This is a genomic window from Pantoea sp. WEP, from assembly GCF_041678305.1.
Lineage (GTDB): Bacteria > Pseudomonadota > Gammaproteobacteria > Enterobacterales > Enterobacteriaceae > Pantoea > Pantoea dispersa.
Map to the genome: position 1 here is coordinate 1,027,470 of NZ_JBGNXB010000001.1, position 24,193 is coordinate 1,051,662.

The 24,193-nt window shown below is 58.7% G+C and carries 19 protein-coding genes and 2 pseudogenes; 20 read left to right on the plus strand and 1 reads right to left on the minus strand.

The annotated features are described in order from the left end of the window. The first annotated feature begins 26 nt into the window (after positions 1-26). The 13 genes and pseudogenes from ABVR31_RS04615 to rpoS all read left to right on the plus strand — a co-directional run bounded on the left by ABVR31_RS04615 (position 27) and on the right by rpoS (position 13,438). Positions 27-347: a DUF3561 family protein gene (locus ABVR31_RS04615; RefSeq protein ID WP_021507351.1), complete on the plus strand. Its 321-nt coding sequence runs from the start codon at positions 27-29 to the stop codon at positions 345-347. Positions 348-517: 170 nt separating this feature from the next. After that, positions 518-835: a cell division protein FtsB gene (gene ftsB / locus ABVR31_RS04620; RefSeq protein ID WP_021507350.1), complete on the plus strand. Its 318-nt coding sequence runs from the start codon at positions 518-520 to the stop codon at positions 833-835. A gap of 3 nt (positions 836-838) precedes the next feature. Then, the gene (gene ispD, locus ABVR31_RS04625) at positions 839-1,555 is read left to right on the plus strand and encodes a 2-C-methyl-D-erythritol 4-phosphate cytidylyltransferase (RefSeq protein ID WP_336700491.1); all 717 of its coding nucleotides are present in this window, start codon (positions 839-841) and stop codon (positions 1,553-1,555) included. After that, on the plus strand, positions 1,555-2,037 hold the full coding sequence (gene ispF / locus ABVR31_RS04630) for a 2-C-methyl-D-erythritol 2,4-cyclodiphosphate synthase (RefSeq protein WP_031279680.1): 483 nt from the start codon (positions 1,555-1,557) through the stop codon (positions 2,035-2,037). The genes ispD and ispF overlap by 1 nt, the downstream gene beginning before the upstream one ends. After that, a complete protein-coding gene (gene truD / locus ABVR31_RS04635) occupies positions 2,034-3,077 on the plus strand; it encodes a tRNA pseudouridine(13) synthase TruD (protein ID WP_372771913.1) in 1,044 nt (347 codons plus the stop codon). The genes ispF and truD overlap by 4 nt, the downstream gene beginning before the upstream one ends. 15 nt (positions 3,078-3,092) lie before the next feature. Next, complete coding sequence (locus ABVR31_RS04640) at positions 3,093-4,136, plus strand: LacI family DNA-binding transcriptional regulator (protein ID WP_150361125.1); 1,044 nt, start codon at positions 3,093-3,095, stop codon at positions 4,134-4,136. Positions 4,137-4,294: 158 nt separating this feature from the next. Next, positions 4,295-5,365, plus strand: a complete 1,071-nt coding sequence (locus tag ABVR31_RS04645) for an SIS domain-containing protein (protein ID WP_315655400.1) — start codon at positions 4,295-4,297, stop codon at positions 5,363-5,365. Between the two features lie 30 nt (positions 5,366-5,395). Beyond that, a complete protein-coding gene (locus tag ABVR31_RS04650) occupies positions 5,396-6,763 on the plus strand; it encodes a PTS transporter subunit EIIC (protein ID WP_059010923.1) in 1,368 nt (455 codons plus the stop codon). Positions 6,764-6,842: 79 nt separating this feature from the next. Further along, complete coding sequence (locus tag ABVR31_RS04655) at positions 6,843-8,234, plus strand: OprD family outer membrane porin (RefSeq protein ID WP_372771916.1); 1,392 nt, start codon at positions 6,843-6,845, stop codon at positions 8,232-8,234. Positions 8,235-8,245: 11 nt separating this feature from the next. Further along, positions 8,246-10,090, plus strand: coding sequence for a glycoside hydrolase family 9 protein (locus ABVR31_RS04660; protein ID WP_372771918.1), 1,845 nt, complete (start codon positions 8,246-8,248; stop codon positions 10,088-10,090). Positions 10,091-10,475: 385 nt separating this feature from the next. Beyond that, positions 10,476-11,102, plus strand: coding sequence for a protein-L-isoaspartate(D-aspartate) O-methyltransferase (locus tag ABVR31_RS04665; protein WP_021507341.1), 627 nt, complete (start codon positions 10,476-10,478; stop codon positions 11,100-11,102). Between the two features lie 166 nt (positions 11,103-11,268). After that, a pseudogene (gene nlpD / locus ABVR31_RS04670) lies at positions 11,269-12,394 on the plus strand (murein hydrolase activator NlpD). 51 nt (positions 12,395-12,445) lie between these two features. Then, positions 12,446-13,438, plus strand: a complete 993-nt coding sequence (rpoS, locus tag ABVR31_RS04675; RefSeq protein WP_021507339.1) for an RNA polymerase sigma factor RpoS — start codon at positions 12,446-12,448, stop codon at positions 13,436-13,438. Between the two features lie 93 nt (positions 13,439-13,531). Here rpoS and mutS read toward each other — a convergent pair. Then, positions 13,532-16,092: pseudogene (gene mutS / locus ABVR31_RS04680) on the minus strand (DNA mismatch repair protein MutS). A 453-nt stretch (positions 16,093-16,545) separates the two neighbouring features. Between mutS and mltB the strand changes: the two are divergent. The 7 genes from mltB (at position 16,546) to alaS (ending at position 24,187) form a co-directional block, all read left to right on the plus strand. Then, a complete protein-coding gene (mltB, locus tag ABVR31_RS04685) occupies positions 16,546-17,628 on the plus strand; it encodes a lytic murein transglycosylase B (RefSeq protein ID WP_031279678.1) in 1,083 nt (360 codons plus the stop codon). Between the two features lie 86 nt (positions 17,629-17,714). Beyond that, positions 17,715-18,050 (plus strand): zinc ribbon domain-containing protein YjdM, encoded by a 336-nt coding sequence (locus ABVR31_RS04690; protein WP_088516493.1) that lies wholly within the window; start codon positions 17,715-17,717, stop codon positions 18,048-18,050. Positions 18,051-18,263: 213 nt separating this feature from the next. Beyond that, entirely contained in the window at positions 18,264-19,040 is a 777-nt protein-coding gene (gene tam / locus ABVR31_RS04695; RefSeq protein WP_141496289.1) for a trans-aconitate 2-methyltransferase, read from the plus strand. Positions 19,041-19,142: 102 nt separating this feature from the next. Further along, complete coding sequence (gene pncC, locus ABVR31_RS04700; RefSeq protein ID WP_010616727.1) at positions 19,143-19,637, plus strand: nicotinamide-nucleotide amidase; 495 nt, start codon at positions 19,143-19,145, stop codon at positions 19,635-19,637. 93 nt (positions 19,638-19,730) lie between these two features. Continuing rightward, positions 19,731-20,801 carry a recombinase RecA gene (gene recA / locus ABVR31_RS04705; RefSeq protein ID WP_021507334.1) on the plus strand — a complete coding sequence of 357 codons (1,071 nt, stop codon included), beginning with the start codon at positions 19,731-19,733 and terminating at the stop codon, positions 20,799-20,801. A 107-nt stretch (positions 20,802-20,908) separates the two neighbouring features. Next, a complete protein-coding gene (locus tag ABVR31_RS04710; protein WP_241493870.1) occupies positions 20,909-21,424 on the plus strand; it encodes a regulatory protein RecX in 516 nt (171 codons plus the stop codon). A 135-nt stretch (positions 21,425-21,559) separates the two neighbouring features. Continuing rightward, positions 21,560-24,187, plus strand: a complete 2,628-nt coding sequence (gene alaS, locus ABVR31_RS04715; protein ID WP_021507332.1) for an alanine--tRNA ligase — start codon at positions 21,560-21,562, stop codon at positions 24,185-24,187. Positions 24,188-24,193 lie beyond the last annotated feature (6 nt).

Sequence of the window (24,193 nt, forward strand, 5' to 3'; positions counted from 1 at the left end):
CGCGCTTTAGCGTCAACAGGATCTCTATGCAGAACGTTACCCCCATGCTGGCACGCAAAGATGAACGCACCCCGGATGAGCCACGCTCATCGCTGCCGGGCGGCGTGATCGGCTTTCTCTCGTACTGGTGTGCGCTGGGCATCCCGTTTCTGCTGTACGGCTCTAACACGCTGTTTTTCTTTCTCTACACCTGGCCTTTTTTCCTCGCGCTGCTGCCGGTTTCGGTGCTGATTGGCATCGTGCTCAGCCTGATGCTGCGTGGCCGTCTGTGGTGGAGCGGCCTGATCACCGCCCTGGTGGTGGTGTGCCTGTTCTGGCTGCTGTTCTCCTTTCTCTCCGGCTGGTAATCCGGCGCTGATGTGCAAACGCATCGGCAGGTTACAAAACTTTACCTGCCGTCTGGCGCTTTTCCCGTCATTATTTGTCCAGACAAATCTGCTTGCGCGCCATTTTCGCTGCCGCAGTGGAGTCCGGCGTCAAGTTATGGGATGATTGAGCCGTTTTTCAGGGGGCGGGGATGGGAAAACTGACGTTACTGCTGCTCGTGCTGCTGGGATGGTTGCAATACTCTCTGTGGCTGGGCAAGAACGGTATCCATGATTACACGCGCGTCAGCGAAGACGTGGCGTCACAACAGGCGAATAACGCCAAACTCAAAGCGCGTAACGATCAGCTGTTTGCCGAAATTGACGATCTCAATGGCGGTTCAGAGGCGATTGAGGAACGCGCACGCAGCGAGCTGGGCATGATCAGGCCTGGCGAGACTTTCTATCGTCTGGTGCCAGACCAAAACAAACGTAATGCGCAACAAGCGGCGCAGAACCAACAACGATAAACCATGAATCAGCTCTCTTCCTCTGCGGATGTGATTGCCGTGGTGCCGGCTGCCGGTATCGGCAGCCGCATGCAGGCCGCCTGTCCGAAGCAGTATCTCACCATCGGTCCGTTAACCCTGCTTGAGCACAGCGTGGCGCGCCTGCTGGCGCATCCGGCGGTAAAGCAGGTGGTGGTGCCGATCAGCCCGGATGACGGCTGGTTCGATAGCCTGCCGCTGGCGCAGGATGCCCGCGTACTGCGCGTCACCGGCGGCGAAACCCGCGCCGAATCGGTGCTGGCTGGATTACAAACCATCCGCCACAGTGCCTGGGTGCTGGTGCACGACGCGGCGCGTCCGTGTCTGCATCCCGATGATTTAGCGCGTCTGCTGGCGGTGCGTGAACACAGCAAAGTCGGCGCGATTCTGGCGGCACCGGTGCGCGACACCATGAAGCGCGCGGAGCCCGGCAAAGGTGCCATTGCGCATACCGTCGACCGCGATGATTTGTGGCATGCGCTGACGCCGCAGTTTTTCCCGCATGCGCTGCTGACCGCCTGCCTGACGCGCGCGCTCAATGAAGGCGCGACCATCACCGATGAAGCCTCGGCGCTGGAGTATTGCGGTTATCATCCTGAGCTGGTCAGCGGACGCAGCGACAACATTAAGGTAACGCGGCCGGAAGATCTGGCGCTGGCGGCCTTCTATCTCACTCAGATTCAGTTAAAGGAGCACGCATGATGCGTATCGGTCACGGTTTTGACGTGCACGCGTTTGGCGGCGAAGGTCCGCTGGTGATTGGCGGGGTGCGTATTCCCTTCGAACAGGGCTTTATTGCGCATTCCGACGGCGATGTGGCGCTGCATGCGCTGACCGACGCGCTGTTGGGCGCAGTGGCGATGGGCGACATCGGCAAACTGTTCCCGGACACCGATCCGGCATTCAAAGGCGCCGACAGCCGCGGTTTGCTGCGCGAAGCCTGGCGTCGCATCCAGCAGAAGGGCTACCGCATCGGCAACGTCGATGTCACCATCATCGCTCAGGCACCGAAAATGCTGCCGCACGTGCCGCAGATGCGCGTCAATATCGCCGAAGATCTCGGTTGCCACATGGATGATGTCAACGTCAAAGCCACCACCACCGAGAAGCTGGGCTTCACCGGTCGCGGTGAAGGCATCGCCTGCGAAGCCGTGGCGCTGCTGGTGAAGGCCGATCGGGCATGAGTGAGCTGCTCTACCTGCACGGCGTGCCCGCTGCCACCGGGGTGATCAAAGCCAGTCCCGAAGATTTCGTGGTGATTGAAGATCTCGGCTATCCCTATGACGGCGAAGGCGAGCAGCTGCTGGTGCGCATCCGCAAAATTGGCTGCAACACGCGTTTTGTCGCTGAGGCGATCGCCAAATTTCTCGGCGTGCATCAGCGCGATCTCAGCTATGCCGGCATGAAAGATCGCCACGCGGTCACCGAGCAGACGCTGTGCTTCCGCATGCCGGGCACGGCGATGCCCAACCTTGCCGGCTTCCAGCTGGAAGGCGTGGAGATCCTGCAGGTGATTCGCCACAAGCGTAAACTGCGCACCGGCGCGCTGGCGGGCAATGCGTTTCGTCTGGTGGTACGTCAGGTGTCCGATCGCGCGCAGGTGGAATCGCGGCTGCAGCAGATTCAGCAGCAGGGCGTGCCCAACTACTTTGGCGAACAGCGCTTTGGCCGCGGCGGCAATAACCTGACGCAGGCGCGCCTGTGGGCAGAGGAGAAATTCCGTCCACGCGACCGCAGTATGAAAGGCATTCTGCTGTCGGCGGCGCGCAGCCAGCTGTTCAATCAGCTGACCAGCGCGCGTCTGCAGCGTGACGGTGCGCTGGATCGCGTGCAGCCCGGCGATGCGCTGCAGCTCAGCGGGCGCGGCAGCTGGTTTGTTGCCCAGGCGGACGAGTTACCTGCGCTGCAGCAGCGTGTGGATAACCACGAGCTGCGCATTACCGCACCGCTGGCCGGGCGCGGCGAGCCGGGCACTCAGGGCGAAACGCTGGCGTTTGAACAGCAGCAGCTGGCGGGCGCGGCCGATCTGCTCGGCCTGCTGGAGCGTGAACGCGTCGATGCGGCGCGGCGCGCCATGCTGGTGGTGCCGAAAGATCTGCAGTGGAACTGGTGGGATGACGTCACGCTCGAGCTGCAGTTCTGGCTGCCGGCCGGCAGTTTTGCCACCAGCGTAGTGCGTGAGCTACTGAGCAACGGCGCGGCGGCCCCGCTCGGCGACGAATAAGCGAACCCGGCGACGATGAGCAAAAATCTCACCATCAAGGATATTGCCGTACTCGCCGGTGTGTCGATTACCACCGTCTCGCGCGTGCTCAACAAGCATGCGTGGGTATCGGAAAAAACCCGCACGCGGGTGGAACAGGTGATCGCCGAGCATCAATTCAGCCCCAACCTGATGGCGCGCGGCATGATATCGCGCCAGAGCTACACGCTCGCGGTGATCGTCTCTGACATCACTAACCCTTACTTCGTCACGCTGGTGGCGCAGATTCAGCAGGCCTGTCTGGCCATCGGTTACAAAATCACCCTGTACGATACCCAGTCGGCCAACCGCAGCCCTCAGCACGACGATGACGAAAGCGCGATTTTTCAGTCGATTATCGATAGCCAGATCGATGGGGTGATCGTGCTCGGCGGCCACAGCGACTATGCGCCGATTCCGGCCGGCTACCTGACGCTGCTGGAGTCGCTGATGGACAAAATGGCGGTAGTGGTGGTGGGGCAGCCGCATCCTGCTGGCCGCTGGCCGTGCGTGATGCGCGACCAGCAGCACTGCGTCGGATTGGCGGTGAATCACCTGCTGGCGCGCGGCCTGCGTGATATCGCGTTTATTGGCGGCTCGCGCAAAGTGTGGGTGACGCGCGAGCGCGTCAGTCATTTCCACGCCACGCTGCAGCAGGCCGGCATTACGCCGCGCGACAGCTGGATCTGCCTGAATAACTTCTATCCTGAACACGGCTATCAGGCGATTGATACGCTGTGGCAGCAGGCAGAGCAACCGCAGGCGCTGGTGGCAATCAACGATCGCGTGGCGATGGGCGCGATCCGCGCGTTACGCGATCGCGGCATTGACGTGCCTGAGCAGGTAGCGGTCATCAGCTGCGAGCGCTTCCCCGGCAGCGAGTATTTTATCCCGCGCCTGACCAGTGTCGATCACCAGAATCCGCAGCTGGGGCAAAACATTATCACCATGATGATGGCGCAGCTGGACGGCAGCTTAAGCCCGCACGCGCGCTGCAGCGCACCGCTAAAGCCGGTATTGATCCCCGGCGAATCCGCCTGATCTTCTCCCCTTAAACGTTCCGCCTGCTTTCGTTGCGCTTTGTTAGCGCGATCGCAATTTCACGATCCTCACGTTGACTTAATATGCGCCATTAAATAAGTTGGCTTGCAACCTGAAAACGTTTTCAGGTTGGCGGGAAAACAGTTTAAGGAGCGGTAATGAAACCCACCATGATGACCTACATCCACCAGCAACCCGAGGTGCTGAGCCATCTGCTGGCGTGCTATCCGCAGGGATTACCGGTGCTGGGCAAGGCAAAAACAGTGCTGATTCTGGCCACCGGCTCCAGCATCAACGCCGCGCTCAGCGCCAAATATTACGTTGAGCAACTGACCGGCGTACGCATCAGCGTGCAGGAGCCGTTCCATTTTCAGCACTACGAGCAGTGGGATCCGGCGACCGATCTGGTGATCGCGATTTCACAGAGCGGCGAGAGCACTTCGACGCTGGCGGCGATTGACGCGCTGAAAAAACAGCACGGCGTGGCAACCTGGGGCATCACCAGCAAAATCACCAGTCCGCTGGCGCAGGCGGTGGATCACGCCGTAGACATCATGAACGGCGAAGAGCGCGTCGGGTATGTCACCAAAGGCTATGTCGCCACGATCCTGACGCTGATGCTGATTGGCGTGCACAGTGCGCGCCACAGCGGTCGCCTCAGCGCAGAGCAGGAGCAGCAGGCGCTGACGCAACTGCAGCACGGCGTCGACGCGATTCCGGACATCATCGCCCGCACCGAGCGTTTCTGGCAGCGCTGGCAGGACGATCTCACTGCGGCGCCACGCTTTATCTCGATTGGCTTTGGTCCGGCGATTGGCGTGATCAAAGAGATGGAGACCAAATTCAGCGAAACGGTGCGCGTGCCGTCGCAGGGCATTGAACTGGAAGCGTTTATGCACGGCCCCTATTTCGAAATCAATCCGCAGCACCGGCTGTTCTTTATCGACGTCGAGGCGCCGGTGCGCGAACGCCTGCAGCTGCTGCGCCAGTATGAGCAGCGCGTGACGCCGCACGTCTGGAGTCTGTGTCTCGGGGAGAGCGATGATGCGCGCACGCTGGCGCTCGGCGTGGAGGTCAGCGAATGGATAGCGCCGCTGCTGATGGTGATTCCGTTCCAGATCCTCGCGCATCACATCGCTGAAGCCAAAGGCAACAATCTGCCGCAGCGCATATTCACTGATTTTGGCGTGGCGATGAAGAGCAAAACCAAACCGGGTGATTACGACTAACGCCGGGCGCGAGCCATAAGGATAACAACAATGAAACTCGATTACGTGAAGCTGGCGCAGGCCATCAGGGAACAGGTCGGCGGCGACGATAATATCAGCCACATTTCACACTGCGCCACGCGGCTGCGGCTGACGATAAACGATCTGGCCAGTGTCGATATGCCGGCCATCAGTAGCCTGCCGGGCGTCATCCGCGTGGTGAACGCGTCCGGGCAGCTGCAGATTGTGGTCGGGCCGCAGGTCGAACAGCTGTATCAGGCGATGCAGCAGGGCGCAGCGCCGGTGGCCGAACCGGTGAAGCCCGGCAAAGACGAGCGCGGCGTCGCGGGTAAAATGCTGGCCACGCTCGGCGCTATCTTTACGCCCTACATTGGCGTACTGGCCGGCATCGGGGTGATCAAAGGCATCATGGTGCTGCTGCAGACGCAGGGCTGGGTGGCGGACGATGACCTGCTGTTCGCCATGTTCAACGCGCTGGCCAGCGGGGTGTTTGTCTTTCTGCCGCTGTTTATTGCGGTTACCGCGGCAGACCGTTTCGGTGCCAGCCGTTTCACCGCGCTGGCGCTGACGGCGGCGATGGTGTTTCCGCTGACCCAGCCGGATCTGCCGGCGCACTTCGCGCTGTTCGGCCTGAGCATCAGCCTGAAGATTTACGGTGGCGCGGTGATTCCGGCGATTCTGGCGGTACTGCTACTGAGCAAGGTTGAGCGCCGGCTGAAACAGTGGATCCCCGAGGTGGCAGCGCTGGTATTTGTGCCGTGCCTGTCGCTGCTGATTTGCGGCTTTGTGGTGTTCACGGTGATTGGCCCGCTGGCGGATTACGTTGGCGTCGGCATCGCCAGCGGCTACAGCTGGCTCTATCAGCTCAGCCCGATGATCTCCGGCGCACTGCTGGCGGGCATTGGTCAGCTATTTGTGGTGTTTGGTGTGCACTGGGGCATCATCCCGCTGGCGCTGATCAATATTCAGGTGCAGGGCTACGACACCATCATGGCGATGTTTATGTCGGCGGTGATGGGGCAGTTTGGCGCGGTTACCGGCGCGATCTTCATCGCCCGCAGCCTGCGCGACCGGCAGATTGCAATCTCGGCGTCGCTGTCAGCGTTCTTTGGCATCACCGAACCGGCGCTGTACGGCGTCAATCTCAAGTACCGCATGCTGTTTATCTTCGGCTGCATCGGCGCGGCGCTCGGCGGTGGCATCACCGGGCTGCTGCAGGTGAAAACCTACAGTTTCCTGCCGGTGCTGAACGTGTTTGAACTTGGCCTGTTCGAAGGCCCTGAGTCGAAGATGATCTATGAAGTGGCGGCAATTGCCGTGGCTTTCCTCACCCCATTCATTCTGACGCTGATTTACGGCCGCTGGACGCTGCGCAGCGTGAATAAAACCGGCGCCTGATGCGCTGATTCGTTAACACCAAAACAGGGAAATCGCATGCGGCTGCTTCGCAGGGCCGCGTGCACCTTAAGGAAAGGTCATGAACACATTCACCAGGAGAAAAAAGGCAGCGCTGCTGCCGCTGGCCACCCTGATGCTGGGCGCGGCACCGCCGGCGCTGGCGGAAGGATTTGTTGAAGACAGCACGCTGGAGGGCACCGTCTATTACTGGCAGCGCCACCGTGAGCGTAAAGATCTCGATCCGCACAGCGCGCACTATCAGCACTATCAGACCAACCTGCATCACAGCACGCTGACCGGCGCGCTCGATTATCAGTCCGGCTATCTGGCCGATACCGTGGGCATTGATGTGGCGGCCTTCGCCACCTGGGATCTGTTTGAAGGCAGCCCGGCGCATCCCAACGAGATCAGCTTCAGTCACGGGCCTTCGATGTGGGAAGACCGTGGCGTCGGCGAACGTAACGGGCTGGATCTCTACCGTGCGGCGCTGAAACTCAAAGCCAGCGACTACTGGCTGCGGGCCGGTTATATCCAGCCGAGCGGCCAGACGCTGCTTGGCACCCAGTGGGGATTTCTGCCCGGCACCTACCAGGGCGTGGAAGTCGGGGCAGTCTATGACTATGGCGCTGCCGGCGCGCTGTCGCTGTCGTGGATGGGCGCCAACAAGTACAAAGCACCGTGGTATCGCAAAATGTACGAGTTTCGCGAAATCGACCGGCAAACACGCATTCCTTATCTGCACTCGCTGGGCGCGAAGTATGACTTCAAAAACGGCAACACGCTGGAGCTGGCGTGGGGTGAATCTCCGCATTATCTCGACAAATATTTCGCCAAAGCGGCGCGTCAGACCACGCTGTGGGATAACCCGTTCAGCGTCAGCTGGCAGTTCTACGGCTCGCAGGATCGTACCGGTCGCCATGATGTTTACGATGAGTTTGCCTGGCAGCAGGGCCTGACGCTGGCGTACCAGTGGGATCGCTACCAGTTCCGGCTCGAGGGCAGCGCGGTACACGCACCGGGGAAACAGGGTTACTACACCGTGGCGATGACGCCGATCTATCCCAACTCCGCGGGCCGCATCGATATGTGGTGGGATTCGCGCTCTGACTTCAACGCCGACGGCGAAAAAGCGCTGTTTGCAGGCCTGATGATCGATCTCAGCGACATCGTCTGGCCGGGCGTCAGCATCGGTGGCTCGTTTGCCTGGGGCTGGGACGGTAAACCGGCGCGCGGTGGCGACTGGTCGCAGCATCAGCGTCTGACGGAAACCGCCATCAATGGCGATCTGGTGTGGCAGGTGCAGTCCGGCTGGGCCAAAGACACGGTATTTAAGCTGCATCTCACCGCCTACAACAACCATAGCGATAACCCCAGCTGGGGCGGCGGCTATGGCAACGTTTTCCAGGATGAAAAGGACGTCAAATTCATGATGATTGCCCCTTTTAGCCTGTTCAATCACTCACGACACTAAGGATGATGACCATGAGGATTCGCTTCTCCGCGCTGACCGCAGCGCTGTTACTGGCCGGGCTGGCGCACGCCGAAACCCACGTTTTAATCAATCAGGTCGGCTACGATGTTGCTGCGCCGAAAAACGCCATCGTGCAGCTGACCGGCGACTCGCGCGCTAAACCGCCGGTGAAATTTACCCTGCTGGATAATGAGACCAATAAAGCGGTGCTGAGCGGCACGCTGCAGCCGCAGGGTGACGTGCCGGGCTGGGGCGATCGCACCTTCTATCGTGCCGACTTCTCAGGCTGGCAAACGCCGGGCCGCTACGTGCTGCAAACCACCAGCAGCGACGGCGATGTGCGCTCCGGGCCGTTCATTATTGGTGCCGATCTGCTCGAGCGCTATACGCTGTCCGATGTGATTGCCTATTTCAAAAGCCAGCGCGTCACCGGCCTGTTCGATAAGGCGGACCGCAAACTGCCGCTGCCACCGGGCACCGGCAGCGGTACGGTTGACGTCCACGGCGGCTGGTATGACGCCACCGGCGATTACGGCGTGCACCTGTCGCACCAGAATCTGACCTCTTATTTCAATCCGCAGCAGGCGCCGCTGGTGGCGTGGAGCTTACTGCGCGGTTATCAAAATCTTGGTGCGCGTGACAACCCGAACTTTGACGAGTATCGCCGGCGCATGCTCGACGAAGGGCTGTACGGTGCCGATTTCCTGGTGCGCATGAAGCGGCCGGGGGAATCCTTCTTCCAGGCGATCTCGTCGCCGGGCAAAGAGAAGCTGGCTCAGGACCGGGTGATCGCCAATCCCAACTGGCGCACGCAGATCAAAGAGAAGGAGTCAGATTCCACCATTGTTGAAGAGGAGGCGGTCGGCCCGCTGGCGTGGCAGGCCAGCTTCCGCTCCGGTGCCGGCATGTCAATTGCCGCGCTGGCGCTGGCCAGCACCATGGAGAATGACGGCAATTTCACGCGGCAGCAGTATCTGCAAACCGCAGAAGATGCCTTTGCCTTCCTGCAGAAAAATAATCTGCGCATGGTGAACGACGGCAAAGAGAACATCGTGGATGATTACACTGCGCTGCTGGCGGCAACCGAGCTGTATCGTGCCTCGCAAAAAGCGGTCTATCTGGCTGCGGCGCAGCAGCGCGCGGAGAGCCTGATGGCGCGACTGACGTCGCTGGATAACTGGCATGACTACTGGCGTGCCGACGGCGAAAAACGCCCGTTCTTCCATCCGTCCGATGCCGGTCTGCCGGTGATCGCACTGCTGGAGTATGCGCGCATCGCGCCGCAGGCGCAGCAGGCGAACATCCGCCAGACGGTAAAACGCTCGCTGGGCTTTGAGCTGGCGGTGACTAAAGAGAGCAGTAACCCGTTTGGCTATGCGCGCCAGCTGATTCAGCTGAAAGACGGCGTGAAGCGCACCAGCTTCTTCTTCCCGCATGACAGCGAAGCTGCGCCGTGGTGGCAGGGCGAAAACGCGCGTATCGCGTCGCTGGCCGCCGCCGCCCGTCAGGCGATGCCGCTGTTCGCGGACGATAAAGCCTTTACGCAGCAGCTGCAGAACTATGCCTGGGATCAGCTCAACTGGATCCTCGGTCATAATCCGTACGACGTCAGCATGCTGACCGGCAGCGGCTATCGTCACATCAGCTATCTGTTCTTCAATTCGTGGAAATACACCACGCTGCCAGGCGGTATCGTTAACGGCATCACCGGCGCGTCGAATCAGGTGGCGGACGGCATCGCCTTTGATGAAGGTTATGCGGTCACACGGAAGGATGACGACTGGCGCTGGGCGGAAGGCTGGCTGCCGCACTCGGCCTGGTATCTGTATGCGGTGAGCTTACCGGATCGTCATTGAGGTGATAAATCAGCCCGGCTTTTCGCCGGGCTTTTTACTGGGTGCCATTGCGTTTGACTGCTTATTGTTGCGACAACTGCCGACGGTTGCGTGATTTACGCCTACCACTTCCCGCGCCTCACCGCTAGAATGCAAACATCCTTGTGCCGCCAGCGCAGGACCGCTTGCGCCGCTGAAGGCGCAAAACGGGCGCGGCGGTCGGTGGACCGGTTAATGAAAAAGGTCAGAATCAGATGCGGATACGGCTCAGCAACGATGATGGAATTCAGACTCCCGGCATTGGCGTGTTCCCTGGCGTGAAGACATTACGACAGGTTGATCCTGGCGCCGGCGCGACGCGGAAGAGGGCAGGCGACGGACTGTACCAGGCTGAGGTGAATCCGGCATGGTAAACCGGCGCATCGAAACGCTTCTGGCCCAACTGCGCACGCAGGGTATTCACGATGAGCATTTGCTGAAAGCCATCGCTGATGTCCCGCGTGAACGCTTTATCGACGAGGCTTTTGAACATAAAGCCTGGGAGAACGTGGCGCTGCCGATTGGCAACGGCCAGACCATTTCTCAGCCTTATATGGTGGCGCGTATGACGGCGCTGCTGGAGCTGAACCCGACCTCGCGCGTGCTGGAAATTGGCACCGGTTCGGGTTATCAGACCGCCATTCTCGCGCATCTGGTTAACCACGTTTACTCGGTTGAACGCATCAAAGGGCTGCAGTGGCAGGCGAAACGCCGCCTGAAGCAGCTCGATCTGCATAACATTTCCACACGCCACGGCGACGGCTGGCAGGGCTGGGCCGCGCGGGGTCCGTTTGATGCCATTATTGTGACTGCCGCACCGCCAGAAATTCCGACTGCGCTGATAGCGCAACTGGGAGAAGGCGGCAAAATGGTGCTGCCGGTGGGTGAGGACCAGCAGGTACTTAAGCGCCTGCGTCGTCAGGGTGGTGAAATCATTGAAGAAACGATTGAGCCGGTGCGCTTTGTGCCGCTGGTTCAGGGCGATCTGGCATAAAGCCATCTTACGTATTTCTTCACAATCGTTACATGGCATGGCGCAGTTGATATTGTTACTATCCTTGTTAATCAATGCGAAAGCGCGTTTTTGACGGCACAGCTAGTGAATCATGCGGTCAACGTCGACACACAGTTTTATCCAGGATTGCCATCACGGGGGATCAATGAGCACGGGAAGCACAGTATTTCAATTACGCCGTCTGGCGGCACTTTCACTGGTCGGTTTTTGGCTGGCAGGCTGTAGCTCTGGCGACAACACACAAGCCCCCATCAGCCAGATTGGCAGCAACAGCGGTGATAGCGGTATGGCTGCAGCTCCCACCACAGGCGGCGGCATGATCGCCGCGCAGAATCAGCACCGTGCCGGCGATGCCGCGTGGTGGAATGTTAAGCGGTGGTACACCATCAGCCGCGCCTGCAGGTGGAATGGTTAGTGGCAATAATAATGTGACCACCGAAAATGGTCGTATTGTGTACAATCGCAATTATGGGAATATTCCTAAAGGCAGCTACGGCGGTGAAACCTACACCGTTAAGCGAGGCGATACGCTGTTCTATATTGCCTGGATTACCGGCAATGATTTCCGCGATCTGGCACAGCGCAATAATATCGCGGCGCCCTATAGCCTGAGCGCCGGGCAGACGTTACAGGTGGGTAACGGTAACGGTCAGACCATCACCGGTGGTAACGCGATAACCGCAGCGGATGCCACGCAGGGCGGCGTTCCGGTGGCATCGAATCAGACGCAAATTAAATCCACCCCTGTTGCACAGCAACCTGTTATTACGTATTCTGATGATTCGGGTTCGACAGGCGGGAAAATGCTGCCGTCGAAAGGGGCAAATAATGTGGCAACGACCACAGCTCCGGTTACCGCACCGCCCACAGTTAGCAGCACAACTAATAGCACAACACCAGTGGGAAGCTGGCGTTGGCCGACTGATGGGAAGATCATCGATAACTTCTCCGCTGCGGAAGGCGGAAACAAAGGGATCGATATCGCCGGGTCGCGTGGACAACCTGTCGTCGCCACTGCATCAGGAAGAGTGGTATACGCAGGCAACGCGCTCCGCGGGTACGGTAATTTAATCATCATCAAACACAACGATGATTACCTGAGTGCCTACGCCCACAACGATACCATGCTGGTCCGGGAACAACAGGAAGTTAAGGCGGGGCAAAAAATCGCTACCATGGGTAGCACCGGAACCAGTTCAGTAAGATTGCACTTTGAAATTCGTTACAAGGGGAAATCCGTAAACCCGTTGCGTTATTTACCGCAGCGATAATCCGGCAGAACCTTAGGTGTTCTGCCCTTGGATCACGGGTAGGAGCCGCTTATGAGCCAGAATACGCTGAAAGTTAATGAGTTACACGATGATGCGGAATTCGAGGAGAACGGAGCTGAGGTTTTTGATGAGAAGGCTCTCGTTGAGAACGAACCTGGTGATAATGAAGTAGCTGAAGAAGAGTTGCTGTCACAAGGTGCGACGCAACGCGTTCTGGATGCGACGCAGCTTTACCTCGGCGAGATTGGTTATTCACCACTGTTAACGGCGGAAGAAGAGGTGTTCTTCGCCCGTCGCGCATTACGCGGTGACATTCCTTCTCGTCGTCGCATGATCGAAAGTAACTTACGCCTGGTGGTAAAGATTGCCCGCCGTTATAGCAATCGTGGTCTGGCGCTGCTGGATCTGATTGAAGAGGGGAATCTCGGCCTGATTCGCGCCGTAGAGAAGTTTGACCCGGAACGCGGGTTCCGCTTCTCAACTTATGCCACCTGGTGGATTCGTCAGACCATTGAACGGGCTATCATGAACCAAACCCGTACTATTCGTCTGCCGATTCACATTGTTAAAGAGCTGAACGTTTACCTGCGTACCGCGCGTGAACTGTCGCATAAGCTGGACCATGAGCCGAGTGCGGAAGAGATCGCCGAGCAGCTGGACAAGCCAGTTGACGACGTAAGCCGTATGTTGCGTCTCAACGAGCGCATTACGTCGGTTGATACGCCGTTAGGCGGTGATTCCGAGAAAGCGCTGCTGGATATCCTGGCCGATGAGAAAGACAACGGTCCGGAAGACACCACGCAGGACGATGATATGAAACAGAGCATCGTTAAGTGGTTGTTTGAACTCAATGCCAAGCAGCGTGAAGTGCTGGCACGTCGTTTCGGCCTGTTAGGCTATGAAGCGGCAACGCTGGAAGATGTGGGCCGCGAAATCGGTTTAACCCGTGAGCGTGTCCGTCAGATTCAGGTTGAAGGTCTGCGTCGTCTGCGCGAAATTCTGCAGACGCAGGGTCTGAATATCGAAGCACTGTTCCGCGAATAAGCCGTAGCTGGCAATAAAAACGGTGACCATAAGGTCACCGTTTTTTTATGCCTGTCATTCAGGCCGGCGCGCCGCGAACGCGCCGGTGACTGATTACATCAGGGTTTTCAGACGGTAAATCCACTCCAGTGCCTGTTTGGGCGTCAGGCTGTCCGGATCGAGCGCTTCCAGCGCCTCCACTGCCGGCGAGGTTTCCGCCACCAGCAGCGGCAGCTGTGAGCCCTCCACCGTTGAGCCGGCAGAACTGCCCGACAGCGCTTCCAGCTCTTTTAGCTTGTGACGCGCACGCTTAATCACCTCTTTCGGCACCCCGGCCAGCGCCGCCACGGCCAGGCCGTAGCTCTTGCTCGCGGCGCCATCCTGCACGCTGTGCATAAAGGCAATGGTGTCACCGTGTTCCACCGCATCAAGATGCACATTCACCACGCCTTCCATTTTCTCCGGCAGGGTCGTGAGCTCGAAGTAGTGGGTAGCAAACAGCGTCATGGCTTTGATGCGATTCGCCAGGCTTTCGGCACAGGCCCAGGCGAGCGACAGGCCATCATAAGTGGACGTACCGCGGCCGATTTCGTCCATCAGCACCAGGCTGTTTTCGGTGGCGTTATGCAGAATGTTGGCGGTCTCGGTCATCTCGACCATAAAGGTAGAGCGACCGGAGGCGAGATCGTCAGCGGCACCGACACGGGTAAAGATGCGATCGATGGGGCCGATCACCGTCTCTTCCGCTGGCACATAGCTGCCGATCCAGGCCATCAGTGCAATCAGGGCCGTCTGCCGCATGTAAGTACTCTTACCGCCCATGTTGGGGCCGGTAATGATCAGCATGCGACGCTGCATTGAGAGCGACAGCGGGTTGGCAATGAACGGCTCTTTCAGCACCTGTTCCACCACCGGATGGCGACCGGCGGTGATGCGAATCCCGGCTTTCTCCTGCAGCACCGGGCGGCAGTAGTTGAGCGTCCAGGCGCGCTCGGCCAGGTTGGCCAGTACGTCCAGTTCGCCAGCGCCGCGGCGCTCTGCTGCAGCGCTTCGAGGTGCGGCAGCAGGCGATCGAACAGCTCGTCATACAGGCTCTTTTCCAGCGCCAGCGCTTTGCCTTTCGACGTGAGAACCTTGTCTTCGTACTCTTTCAGTTCGGGAATGATATAGCGCTCAGCATTTTTCAGCGTCTGGCGGCGAACGTAATGGATAGGCACCAGATGGCTCTGTCCGCGGCTGACCTGAATGTAATAGCCGTGCACAGCATTGAAGCCAACCTTCAGCGTATCCAGCCCCAGTTTTTCGCGCTCGCGAATCTCCAGGCGGTCAAGATAGTCGCTGGCGCCGTCGGCCAGCGCGCGCCACTCGTCCAGCTCGGCGTTATAGCCGGGCGCGATAACACCACCGTCGCGCACCAGCACCGGCGGCGATTCAATAATGGCGCTTTCCAGCAGTTCGCGCAGTTCGCTGAAATCCCCCATCCGATCGCGCAGCGCGTTGAGATGGGGCGCTGCCACGTCCGCTAACTGGGTATTGAGTTCAGGTAATTGCTGGAAGGCATGACGCATGCGTGCCAGATCGCGCGGACGCGCGGTGCGCAGCGCCAGACGTGCCAGAATACGCTCCAGATCGCCCACCTGGCGCAGCACCGGTTGCAGTTCTTCGCTCAGCGACTGCAGTTCGGCAATTGATTCCTGGCGGCGCGTGATGGTGGCTACGTCGCGCCGCGGCATATGCAGCCAGCGCTTCAGCATGCGGCTACCCATCGGCGTGACGGTTTTATCCAGCACCGCCGCGAGCGTATTTTCGCTGCCGCCCGCCAGATTCTGGGTGATTTCCAGATTGCGCCGGGTAGCCGCATCCATAATGACGCTGTCCTGCTGGCGCTCCATACTCAGTGAACGAATATGGGGCAGCGAGGTGCGCTGCGTATCTTTGACATACTGCAGCAGACAGCCCGCCGCGCGCAGCGCCAGATGCGCCTGCTCGACGCCAAAGCCGCTGAGATCGCGCGTGCCAAACTGCAGGTTTAACTGCTGACGTGCGGTGTCGATTTCGAATTCCCACAGCGGACGCCGCCGCAGCCCGCGGCGCTGATCGATCAGCGTCATGGCCTGCAAATCTTCCGGATAAAGTAGCTCTGCCGGATTGGTGCGCTGCAGTTCGGCCGCCATGGTCTCGACATCGCCCGGCTCGCTAAGGCGGAAACGCCCGGAGCTGATATCCAGCGTGGCATAGCCAAAACCGCGCTGGCTCTGGAAGATGGCTGCCAGCAGGTTATCCTGGCGCTCCTGCAGTAACGCTTCATCACTGATGGTGCCGGGCGTTACAATGCGCACCACTTTACGCTCAACCGGCCCTTTGCTCAGCGCCGGATCGCCAATCTGCTCGCAGATCGCCACCGATTCGCCCAGCTGCACCAGCTTCGCCAGATAGCCCTCAACGGCATGATAGGGCACGCCGGCCATCGGGATTGGTTCACCGGCGGACGCACCGCGCTTAGTCAGCGAGATCTCCAGCAGCTGCGATGCGCGTCTGGCATCGTCGTAGAACAGCTCATAGAAATCGCCCATGCGATAAAACAGCAGGATGTCAGGATGATCGGCCTTCAGGCGCAGGTATTGCTGCATCATGGGGGTGTGGCCACTGAAGTCCATTTGCTCTGCTCCTTTCATCTCATTCTCACTCAGGATTCACTCTTTTGATTTCCGCTGGCTGGACAGGGGCAGCCGGGGATGGATGGTTATCACACTGGCGGATAACGAAAGGGCAGATGTTAGCATTTTTGCGCAGCCCGCTTCATCCGCCAGCCGATGTTTCTGGCTGGCGACCATATCAAATTGCGACAGGCGGTAAAAAGCAAATTTTACGCGGCGGGGAAAACTGTGGAGCCAGCACGCAAATTCGGCGCTTAGCGCGGCCGGGCGCTGCCGCTGCCGCGCTACAGGTGAGTGTCAGTTCGGTCAGTGCACCCCTTACCTCTGCGGCGTTTTCATTACCTGAGCAGAGATATGGCTGGTCATAACTGCAGAATCACAACGGGCGTAAATTTACGACATTGCTCTGTAAGTCGCTTCGTTGAACGATTACCATGAGCATTCGTGTTTCATCTGGCTTATGGATATCCGATGCGTTTTAAGGTTGCTCTTCTTCCGCTTATTTGTTTGCTTGCTGCCTGCAGCAGTAAGCCTGCCCCCCAGCAGCAATCCGCCGTTGTGCCTGCACCGAAAGGGGGGTTTTTACTGGAACCTTCTCACGCCATTCAGCCGATGTTTGGCGACTTTGCCGGTAATCCGGCGGCAGAACAATTTATCGATCAGATGGTGGCGAAGCACGGTTTCAACCGCGACCAGCTGCATGCGGTCATTGGCCAGGCGAAGCGACTGGATTACGTGCTGCGCCTGATGGATCAGCAGGCGCCGAGCTATACGCCGCCGAGCGGGCCGAACGGCGCGTGGATTCGCTATCGCAATAAATTCATCACCCCGGATAACGTGCAGAACGGCGTCGCCTTCTGGAATCAATATCAGGATGCGCTGCAGCGCGCCCAGCAGGTGTATGGCGTACCGCCGGAGATCATCGTCGGGATTATCGGGGTGGAAACACGCTGGGGTCGGGTGATGGGCAAAACCCGTCTGCTGGATGCGCTGGCGACGCTCTCGTTTAGCTATCCGCGCCGTGCCGCTTACTTCAGCAGCGAGCTGGAAACCTTCCTGCTGATGGCGCGCACCGAGCAGGACGATCCGCTGGATCTGCGCGGCTCTTTCGCCGGTGCCATGGGCTACGGCCAGTTTATGCCGTCCTCCTATAAGCAGTATGCGGTCGATTTTAACGGCGACGGCCATATCAATCTGTGGGATCCGGTGGATGCCATCGGCAGCGTTGCCAACTACTTTAAAGCGCACGGCTGGCGTTCCGGTGAAAACGTCGCCGTGCCCGCCAGCGGTCAGGCACCGGCGCTGGAGAACGGTTTCAAAACCTCTTATTCAGTGAATACGCTGGCTGCCAGCGGTCTGGCACCGCAGGGTTCGCTGGATGGCAACAGCCAGGTCAGCCTGCTGCGGCTGGATCTCGGCACCAGCTATCAATACTGGTACGGTCTGCCTAATTTCTACGTGATTACGCGCTACAACCACAGCACGCACTATGCCATGGCGGTATGGCAGCTGGGGCAGGCGGTCGCCCAGGCGCGTCAGGGCAACATGCTTTAATTCTGTCCTTATAAAGTATGAGGGTATAAGATGGCGCCCGTTTTGCGGTGCCTTCTTCATCGCATACCGACCACTGAGGAATATGTATGACGACTTTACCTGCCTGCCCGGCCTGCCAGGCAGATTACACCTGGCAGGAGGGTGATAACCTGAACTGCCCCTCCTGCGGCCATATCTGGTCCGCCAGCGCGGATGACAGCAGCGAAGGGCTGGTAGTGCGCGATGCCAACGGTAACCTGCTGGCAGATGGCGATAGCGTAACCGTAGTGAAAGATCTCAAGGTGAAAGGCAGCTCTTCCACCCTGAAAATCGGCACTAAAGTGAAAAGCATCCGTCTGGTTGAAGGTGACCACAATATCGATTGCAAAATCGACGGCTTCGGTCCGATGAAACTCAAATCTGAGTTTGTGAAAAAAAACTAATTGCAGGACGGCCATGCGCCGTCCTGTTGTTTTTCCCCGCAGGATGCGGGAGCAACGACATCCGCACTCCTGCGCGCTATCACCACGCCTGAGCCTGCAGCACCTGACTCCGCTGCGCCATCCACACTTTTTCGGCAACCGCACTTTTCTCTTCGCGCCTCGCGCAGCAAAACAGGTAGTGTGTGACTCTTCCACACAGACAGGAGCGTTGCTATGCAAGACTGGAATCCCCAGCTGTATCGTCAGTTTGAATCTGAGCGTACGCGCCCGGCACAGGAGTTGCTGGCGCGTATTCCCGTCAACGAAGTGCGCTTTGCTACGGACCTGGGATGTGGCCCGGGCAACAGCACGGAACTGCTGGCGCAGGCCTGGCCGCAGGCGCACATCACCGGCATCGACAGCTCTGAGGCGATGCTGGAACAGGCGCGGCAACGCCTGCCGGACTGTGACTTTCGTCAGGCCGATATCCGCAGCTGGCAGCCTGAGCAGCCGCAACAGGTCATTTATGCCAACGCGTCGCTGCAATGGCTGACCGACCACGAAACCTTGTTGCCGCATCTGGTCAACCAGCTGGCACCGGGCGGTGCACTGGCGGTGCAAATGCCGGATAACCTGCAGGAGCCGTCGCATCGTCTGATGCGTGAGGTGGCCGCCAGCTCACGCTGGCAGGCGCATATTTCGCCTCAGGCGGCAGAACGCAAACGCCTGCTGAGCAGCGATCGCTACTATGATTTATTAGGCGATGCAGGCTGTCAGGTCGATATCTGGCGCACCACTTACTATCACCCGATGGCGGATGCGCAGGCGATCATCAGCTGGCTGCGTGCCACCGGGCTGCGTCCGTTCCTTGCCGCGCTGGATGAGGCGCAGCAGGCGGACTTTTTACACGACTATCATCAGGCGCTGCTGCCCGCTTACCCGACGCGCAGTAATGGACAGGTTTTGCTGGCCTTTCCGCGTTTATTTATGGTGGCGGTGAAAACGCGCTGACCCTGCCGGAACGCAGCGCGCAAAATGCGACGGCGGCGGTTGAAAAGGGCTTGTCGCCGCACCATTTACTGCTAACGTGAAGCGCCACAACAGGAGAAGGCGATGAACGACGAACAACTTCAGCAGCTCAGCCGCCGTATTGGCGAACAGCTCAGGCATCGTCAGGCGACGGTGACGGCGGCGGAGTCCTGTACCGGCGGCTGGATTGCCAAAGTGTTTACTGATATCAGCGGCAGTTCGGCGTGGTTTGAGCGCGGCTTCGTTACCTATAGCAATGAGGCTAAGCAGCAGATGGTTGGCGTGCAGGCGGCGACGCTGGCGCAGCACGGTGCCGTCAGTGAGCAAACGGTACGCGAAATGGTGACCGGTGCCTGTGCCGCGGCCGGTGCTGGCTATGGTATTGCGGTGAGCGGCATCGCCGGACCGGATGGCGGCACGGCAGAAAAGCCGGTCGGTACCGTCTGGTTTGCGCTGGCAGGTCCGGAGGGCCGCGTGCTGGCACAGCGCCAGCAGTTTACCGGCGATCGCGATGCTGTCCGGCGTCAGTCGGTCAGCTGGGCGCTGCAGGCGCTGCTGGATGAATTTCTGACAAATTAAACTTGATACTGTATGACTATACAGTATAATTAGCGGCAACAGAACGAGCAGGCATACACGGTGCCCGCTCACCCGGCATGATTAGGAGTGGAAATGGCGATTGACGAGAACAAACAGAAGGCTTTAGCTGCCGCGCTGGGCCAGATTGAGAAACAATTTGGTAAAGGCTCCATCATGCGCCTGGGTGAAGACCGCTCGATGGATGTTGAAACCATCTCTACCGGCTCCCTGTCGCTGGACATCGCGCTGGGCGCAGGTGGCCTGCCAATGGGCCGTATCGTTGAGATCTACGGACCTGAGTCCTCCGGTAAAACCACGCTGACCCTGCAGGTCATTGCTGCTGCGCAGCGTAAAGGCAAAACCTGTGCCTTTATCGATGCCGAGCACGCGCTGGATCCGGTATACGCCAAGAAACTGGGCGTCGACATTGATAACCTGCTGTGTTCGCAGCCGGATACCGGTGAGCAGGCGCTGGAGATCTGTGATGCGCTGGCCCGTTCGGGTGCGGTAGACGTGATCATCGTTGACTCCGTGGCGGCGCTGACGCCGAAAGCGGAAATCGAAGGTGAAATCGGTGATTCGCACATGGGTCTGGCTGCGCGTATGATGAGCCAGGCGATGCGTAAGCTGGCGGGTAACCTTAAGCAGTCCAACACGCTGCTGATCTTCATCAACCAGATTCGTATGAAGATTGGTGTGATGTTCGGTAACCCGGAAACCACCACCGGTGGTAACGCCCTGAAGTTCTACGCCTCCGTGCGTCTGGATATCCGCCGTATCGGCGCCATTAAAGAGGGCGACGAAGTGGTGGGGAGCGAAACCCGCGTTAAAGTGGTGAAGAACAAAGTGGCAGCACCGTTTAAGCAGGCTGAGTTCCAGATCATGTACGGTGAAGGCATCAACACCTTCGGCGAGCTGGTTGACCTCGGCGTGAAGCACAAGCTGGTGGAAAAAGCCGGTGCGTGGTACAGCTACAACGGCGATAAAATCGGCCAGGGTAAAGCGAACGCCACCAACTTCCTCAAAGAGAACCCGGCGATTGCCAATGAGCTCGACGTTAAGCTGCGTGACATGCTGCTGACCGGTGCAACGGCAGAAGCGGCGACAGCGGATAGCGCGGCTGATAAATACGAAGAAGCCAGCGAAACCAACGAAGATTTCTAACCATACCCACGGGAGCAGCAATGCTCCCGTTTTGCTTTTTCCCGCCCGTGCTTTTCCTCTCTGCCTTCTTGCTTTACCCTGCGCAACAGTCACAACAAGGTAATCCTATGTCATCGACCTCATCACAGGCTCCGGAGCCAACCTTTTCCCGGGTACTCGATCGTGCCATGCGTATTTTGTCGCAGCGCGACCATAGCCGCGACGAGCTGAAACGCAAACTGCAGCTGAACAATCAGCGTGCGGCCTGGCTGCAGCAACAGGAGAGCCAGCCGATACCGGAAGTGCTGCTGGAGAAAGTGCTCGACTGGTGTCAGGAGAATGGCTGGCTCAACGACCAGCGTTTTACTGAACGCTTTATTCAGAGTCGAGCGCGCAAAGGCTATGGTCCACAGCGGGTGCGCATGGAGCTGCAGCAAAAAGGCATCGACCGTGATGAGATCAACCAGGCGCTGTTCGATAGCGAGGTTGACTGGAGCCAGTGCGCGGCCGAGGTCGCTAAACGTAAATTCGGCGAACCGCTGCCGCAAAGCTGGGCGGAAAAAAGCAAAGTCCAGCGCTTTCTGATGTCGAAAGGCTTTATGATGGAAGACATTCAGGCGATTTTCAGAAATATTGACGACTGAAAGGCGATGGGATTTTACTTCCCATTGAAGAAAATTTATCTTATTCCCACTTTTTGTTCCTCAGTCAGTGGCGGGCCGGGCGCATGCGGTTTGCCAGCGAAAGGGAACGTTCGTTAGCGTGATTCCAGGAATTTTATGAGCAAGAGCACTGCTGAGATCCGTCAAGCGTTTCTCGACTTTTTTCATAGCAAGGGACATCAGGTTGTAGCCAGCAGCTCCCTCGTACCAAACAACGATCCGACGTTGCTGTTTACTAACGCCGGCATGGTGCAATTTAAAGACGTTTTCCTTGGTCAGGACAAGCGCGATTATTCGCGTGCCACCACGTCGCAGCGCTGCGTGCGTGCCGGCGGTAAGCACAATGACCTGGAAAACGTCGGCTACACCGCGCGTCACCACACCTTCTTTGAAATGCTGGGCAACTTCAGCTTTGGCGACTACTTCAAGAAAGAAGCCATTGCCTACGCCTGGGAACTGCTGACGGGCGAGCAGTGGTTTAAGCTGCCGAAAGAGCGTCTGTGGGTAACCGTATACGAAACCGATGACGAAGCCTTTGAAATCTGGGCCAATGACATCGGCGTACCGCGCGAACGTATTATCCGCATTGGCGATAATAAAGGCGGTGCTTACGCCTCTGACAACTTCTGGCAGATGGGTGACACCGGCCCTTGCGGTCCGTGCACCGAAATCTTCTACGATCACGGCGACCATATCTGGGGCGGCCCTCCGGGCAGTCCGGAAGAAGATGGCGATCGCTATATCGAAATCTGGAACATCGTGTTCATGCAGTTCAACCGTCAGGCCGACGGCACCATGCAGCCACTGCCGAAACCGTCGGTGGATACCGGTATGGGCCTTGAGCGTATCGCCGCGGTACTGCAGCATGTGAACTCCAACTATGAAATCGATCTGTTCGCGAAGCTGATTAATGCGGTGGCGCAGGTAACCGGCGCCACCGATCTGAACAACAAATCACTGCGCGTGATCGCCGACCACATCCGTTCATGTGCCTTCCTGATTGCCGATGGTGTCATCCCGTCGAATGAAAACCGTGGCTATGTGCTGCGCCGCATCATTCGTCGCGCGGTGCGTCATGGCAACATGCTGGGCGCGAAAGAAGCGTTCTTCTACAAACTGGTGGCTCCGCTGATCGAGGTGATGGGCGCAGCAGGTGAGGATCTCAAGCGTCAGCAGAAGCACGTTGAGAACGCCCTGAAAAATGAAGAAGAGCAGTTTGCTAAAACGCTGGAGCGTGGCCTGGCACTGCTGGACGACGAGCTGGCGAAGCTGAAAGGCGACACCCTCGACGGCGAAACAGTGTTCCGTCTGTATGACACCTTCGGCTTCCCGGCGGACCTGACTGCTGACGTATGCCGTGAGCGCAATCTGAAGATTGACGAAGCGGGCTTTGAAGCGGCGATGGAGCAGCAGCGTCAGCGTGCGCGTGAAGCCAGCGGCTTCGGTACCGATTACAACACGGTTATCCGCTTTGATACGCCGACTCAATTCAAAGGTTACGACCACCTGTCGCTTGAGGCGACGGTGCAGGCGCTGTTTGTGGACGGCCAGCAGGTTGAGCAGGTAGCTGCCGGGCAGGATGCGGTGGTGATTCTGGATCAGACCCCGTTCTACGGTGAGTCTGGCGGCCAGGTGGGCGATACCGGCACTCTGACCGGGCAAAATGCTGAATTTAGCGTGCAGGATACGCAAAAATATGGCAAAGCCTTTGGTCATATCGGTAAGCTACGCCAGGGTCAGCTGCGGGTGGGCGATCGCCTGCAGGCGCAGGTCGATGAAGTGCGTCGTTCCCGCATCATCCTTAACCACTCCGCGACGCATCTGATGCACGAAGCGTTGCGCGAAGTGCTGGGCGATCACGTTGGCCAGAAAGGCTCGCTTAACAACGACAAGTATCTGCGTTTTGACTTCTCGCACGGCGAAGCCATGAAGCCGCAGCAGATTCGTGCGGTTGAGGATATCGTTAACGCCCAGATTCGCCGCAACCTGCCTATCACCACTAACGTGATGGACCTGGAAGAGGCGAAAGCGCTGGGCGCCACTGCGCTGTTCGGTGAAAAGTACGATCAGCGTGTGCGCGTGGTCAGCATGGGCGAATACTCCATTGAGCTGTGCGGCGGTACGCACGCGGCCCGCACCGGTGACATCGGCCTGTTCCGCATTCAGGGCGAAGCCGGTACGGCGGCGGGTATTCGCCGTATCGAAGCGGTGACCGGTGAAGCGGCGATTGCACAACTGCATGCGCAGAGCGATCAGCTAACCGACATTGCTCAGGTGGTGAAAGCCAACCACAGTAATCTGAACGAGAAAGTGCGCGGACTGGTAGAAAACGTGCGTGCGCTGGAGAAAGAGCTGCAACAGCTACGCGATCAGCAAGCGGCGCAGGAAAGCGCTTCACTGAGTAGCAAAGCGGTTGAGGTGAAGGGCGCGAAACTGCTGGTAAGCGAACTCAGCAATGTCGAGCCAAAAATGCTGCGCACGATGGTGGACGATCTGAAAAATCAGCTTGGTTCTGCTGTCATCGTACTGGCAACCGTTGCAGAAGGTAAGGTGTCGCTGATTGCTGGCGTCACCAAAGATCTGACCGATCGGGTGAAGGCCGGTGAGCTGATTGGCGAACTGGCTGCGCAGGTTGGCGGTAAAGGCGGCGGGCGTCCGGACCTGGCGCAGGCAGGCGGAACCGACGCCCAGGCACTTTCTGGCGCGCTGGCTGGCGTGCCGGAGTGGGTGAGTAACCGGCTGTAACGAAAT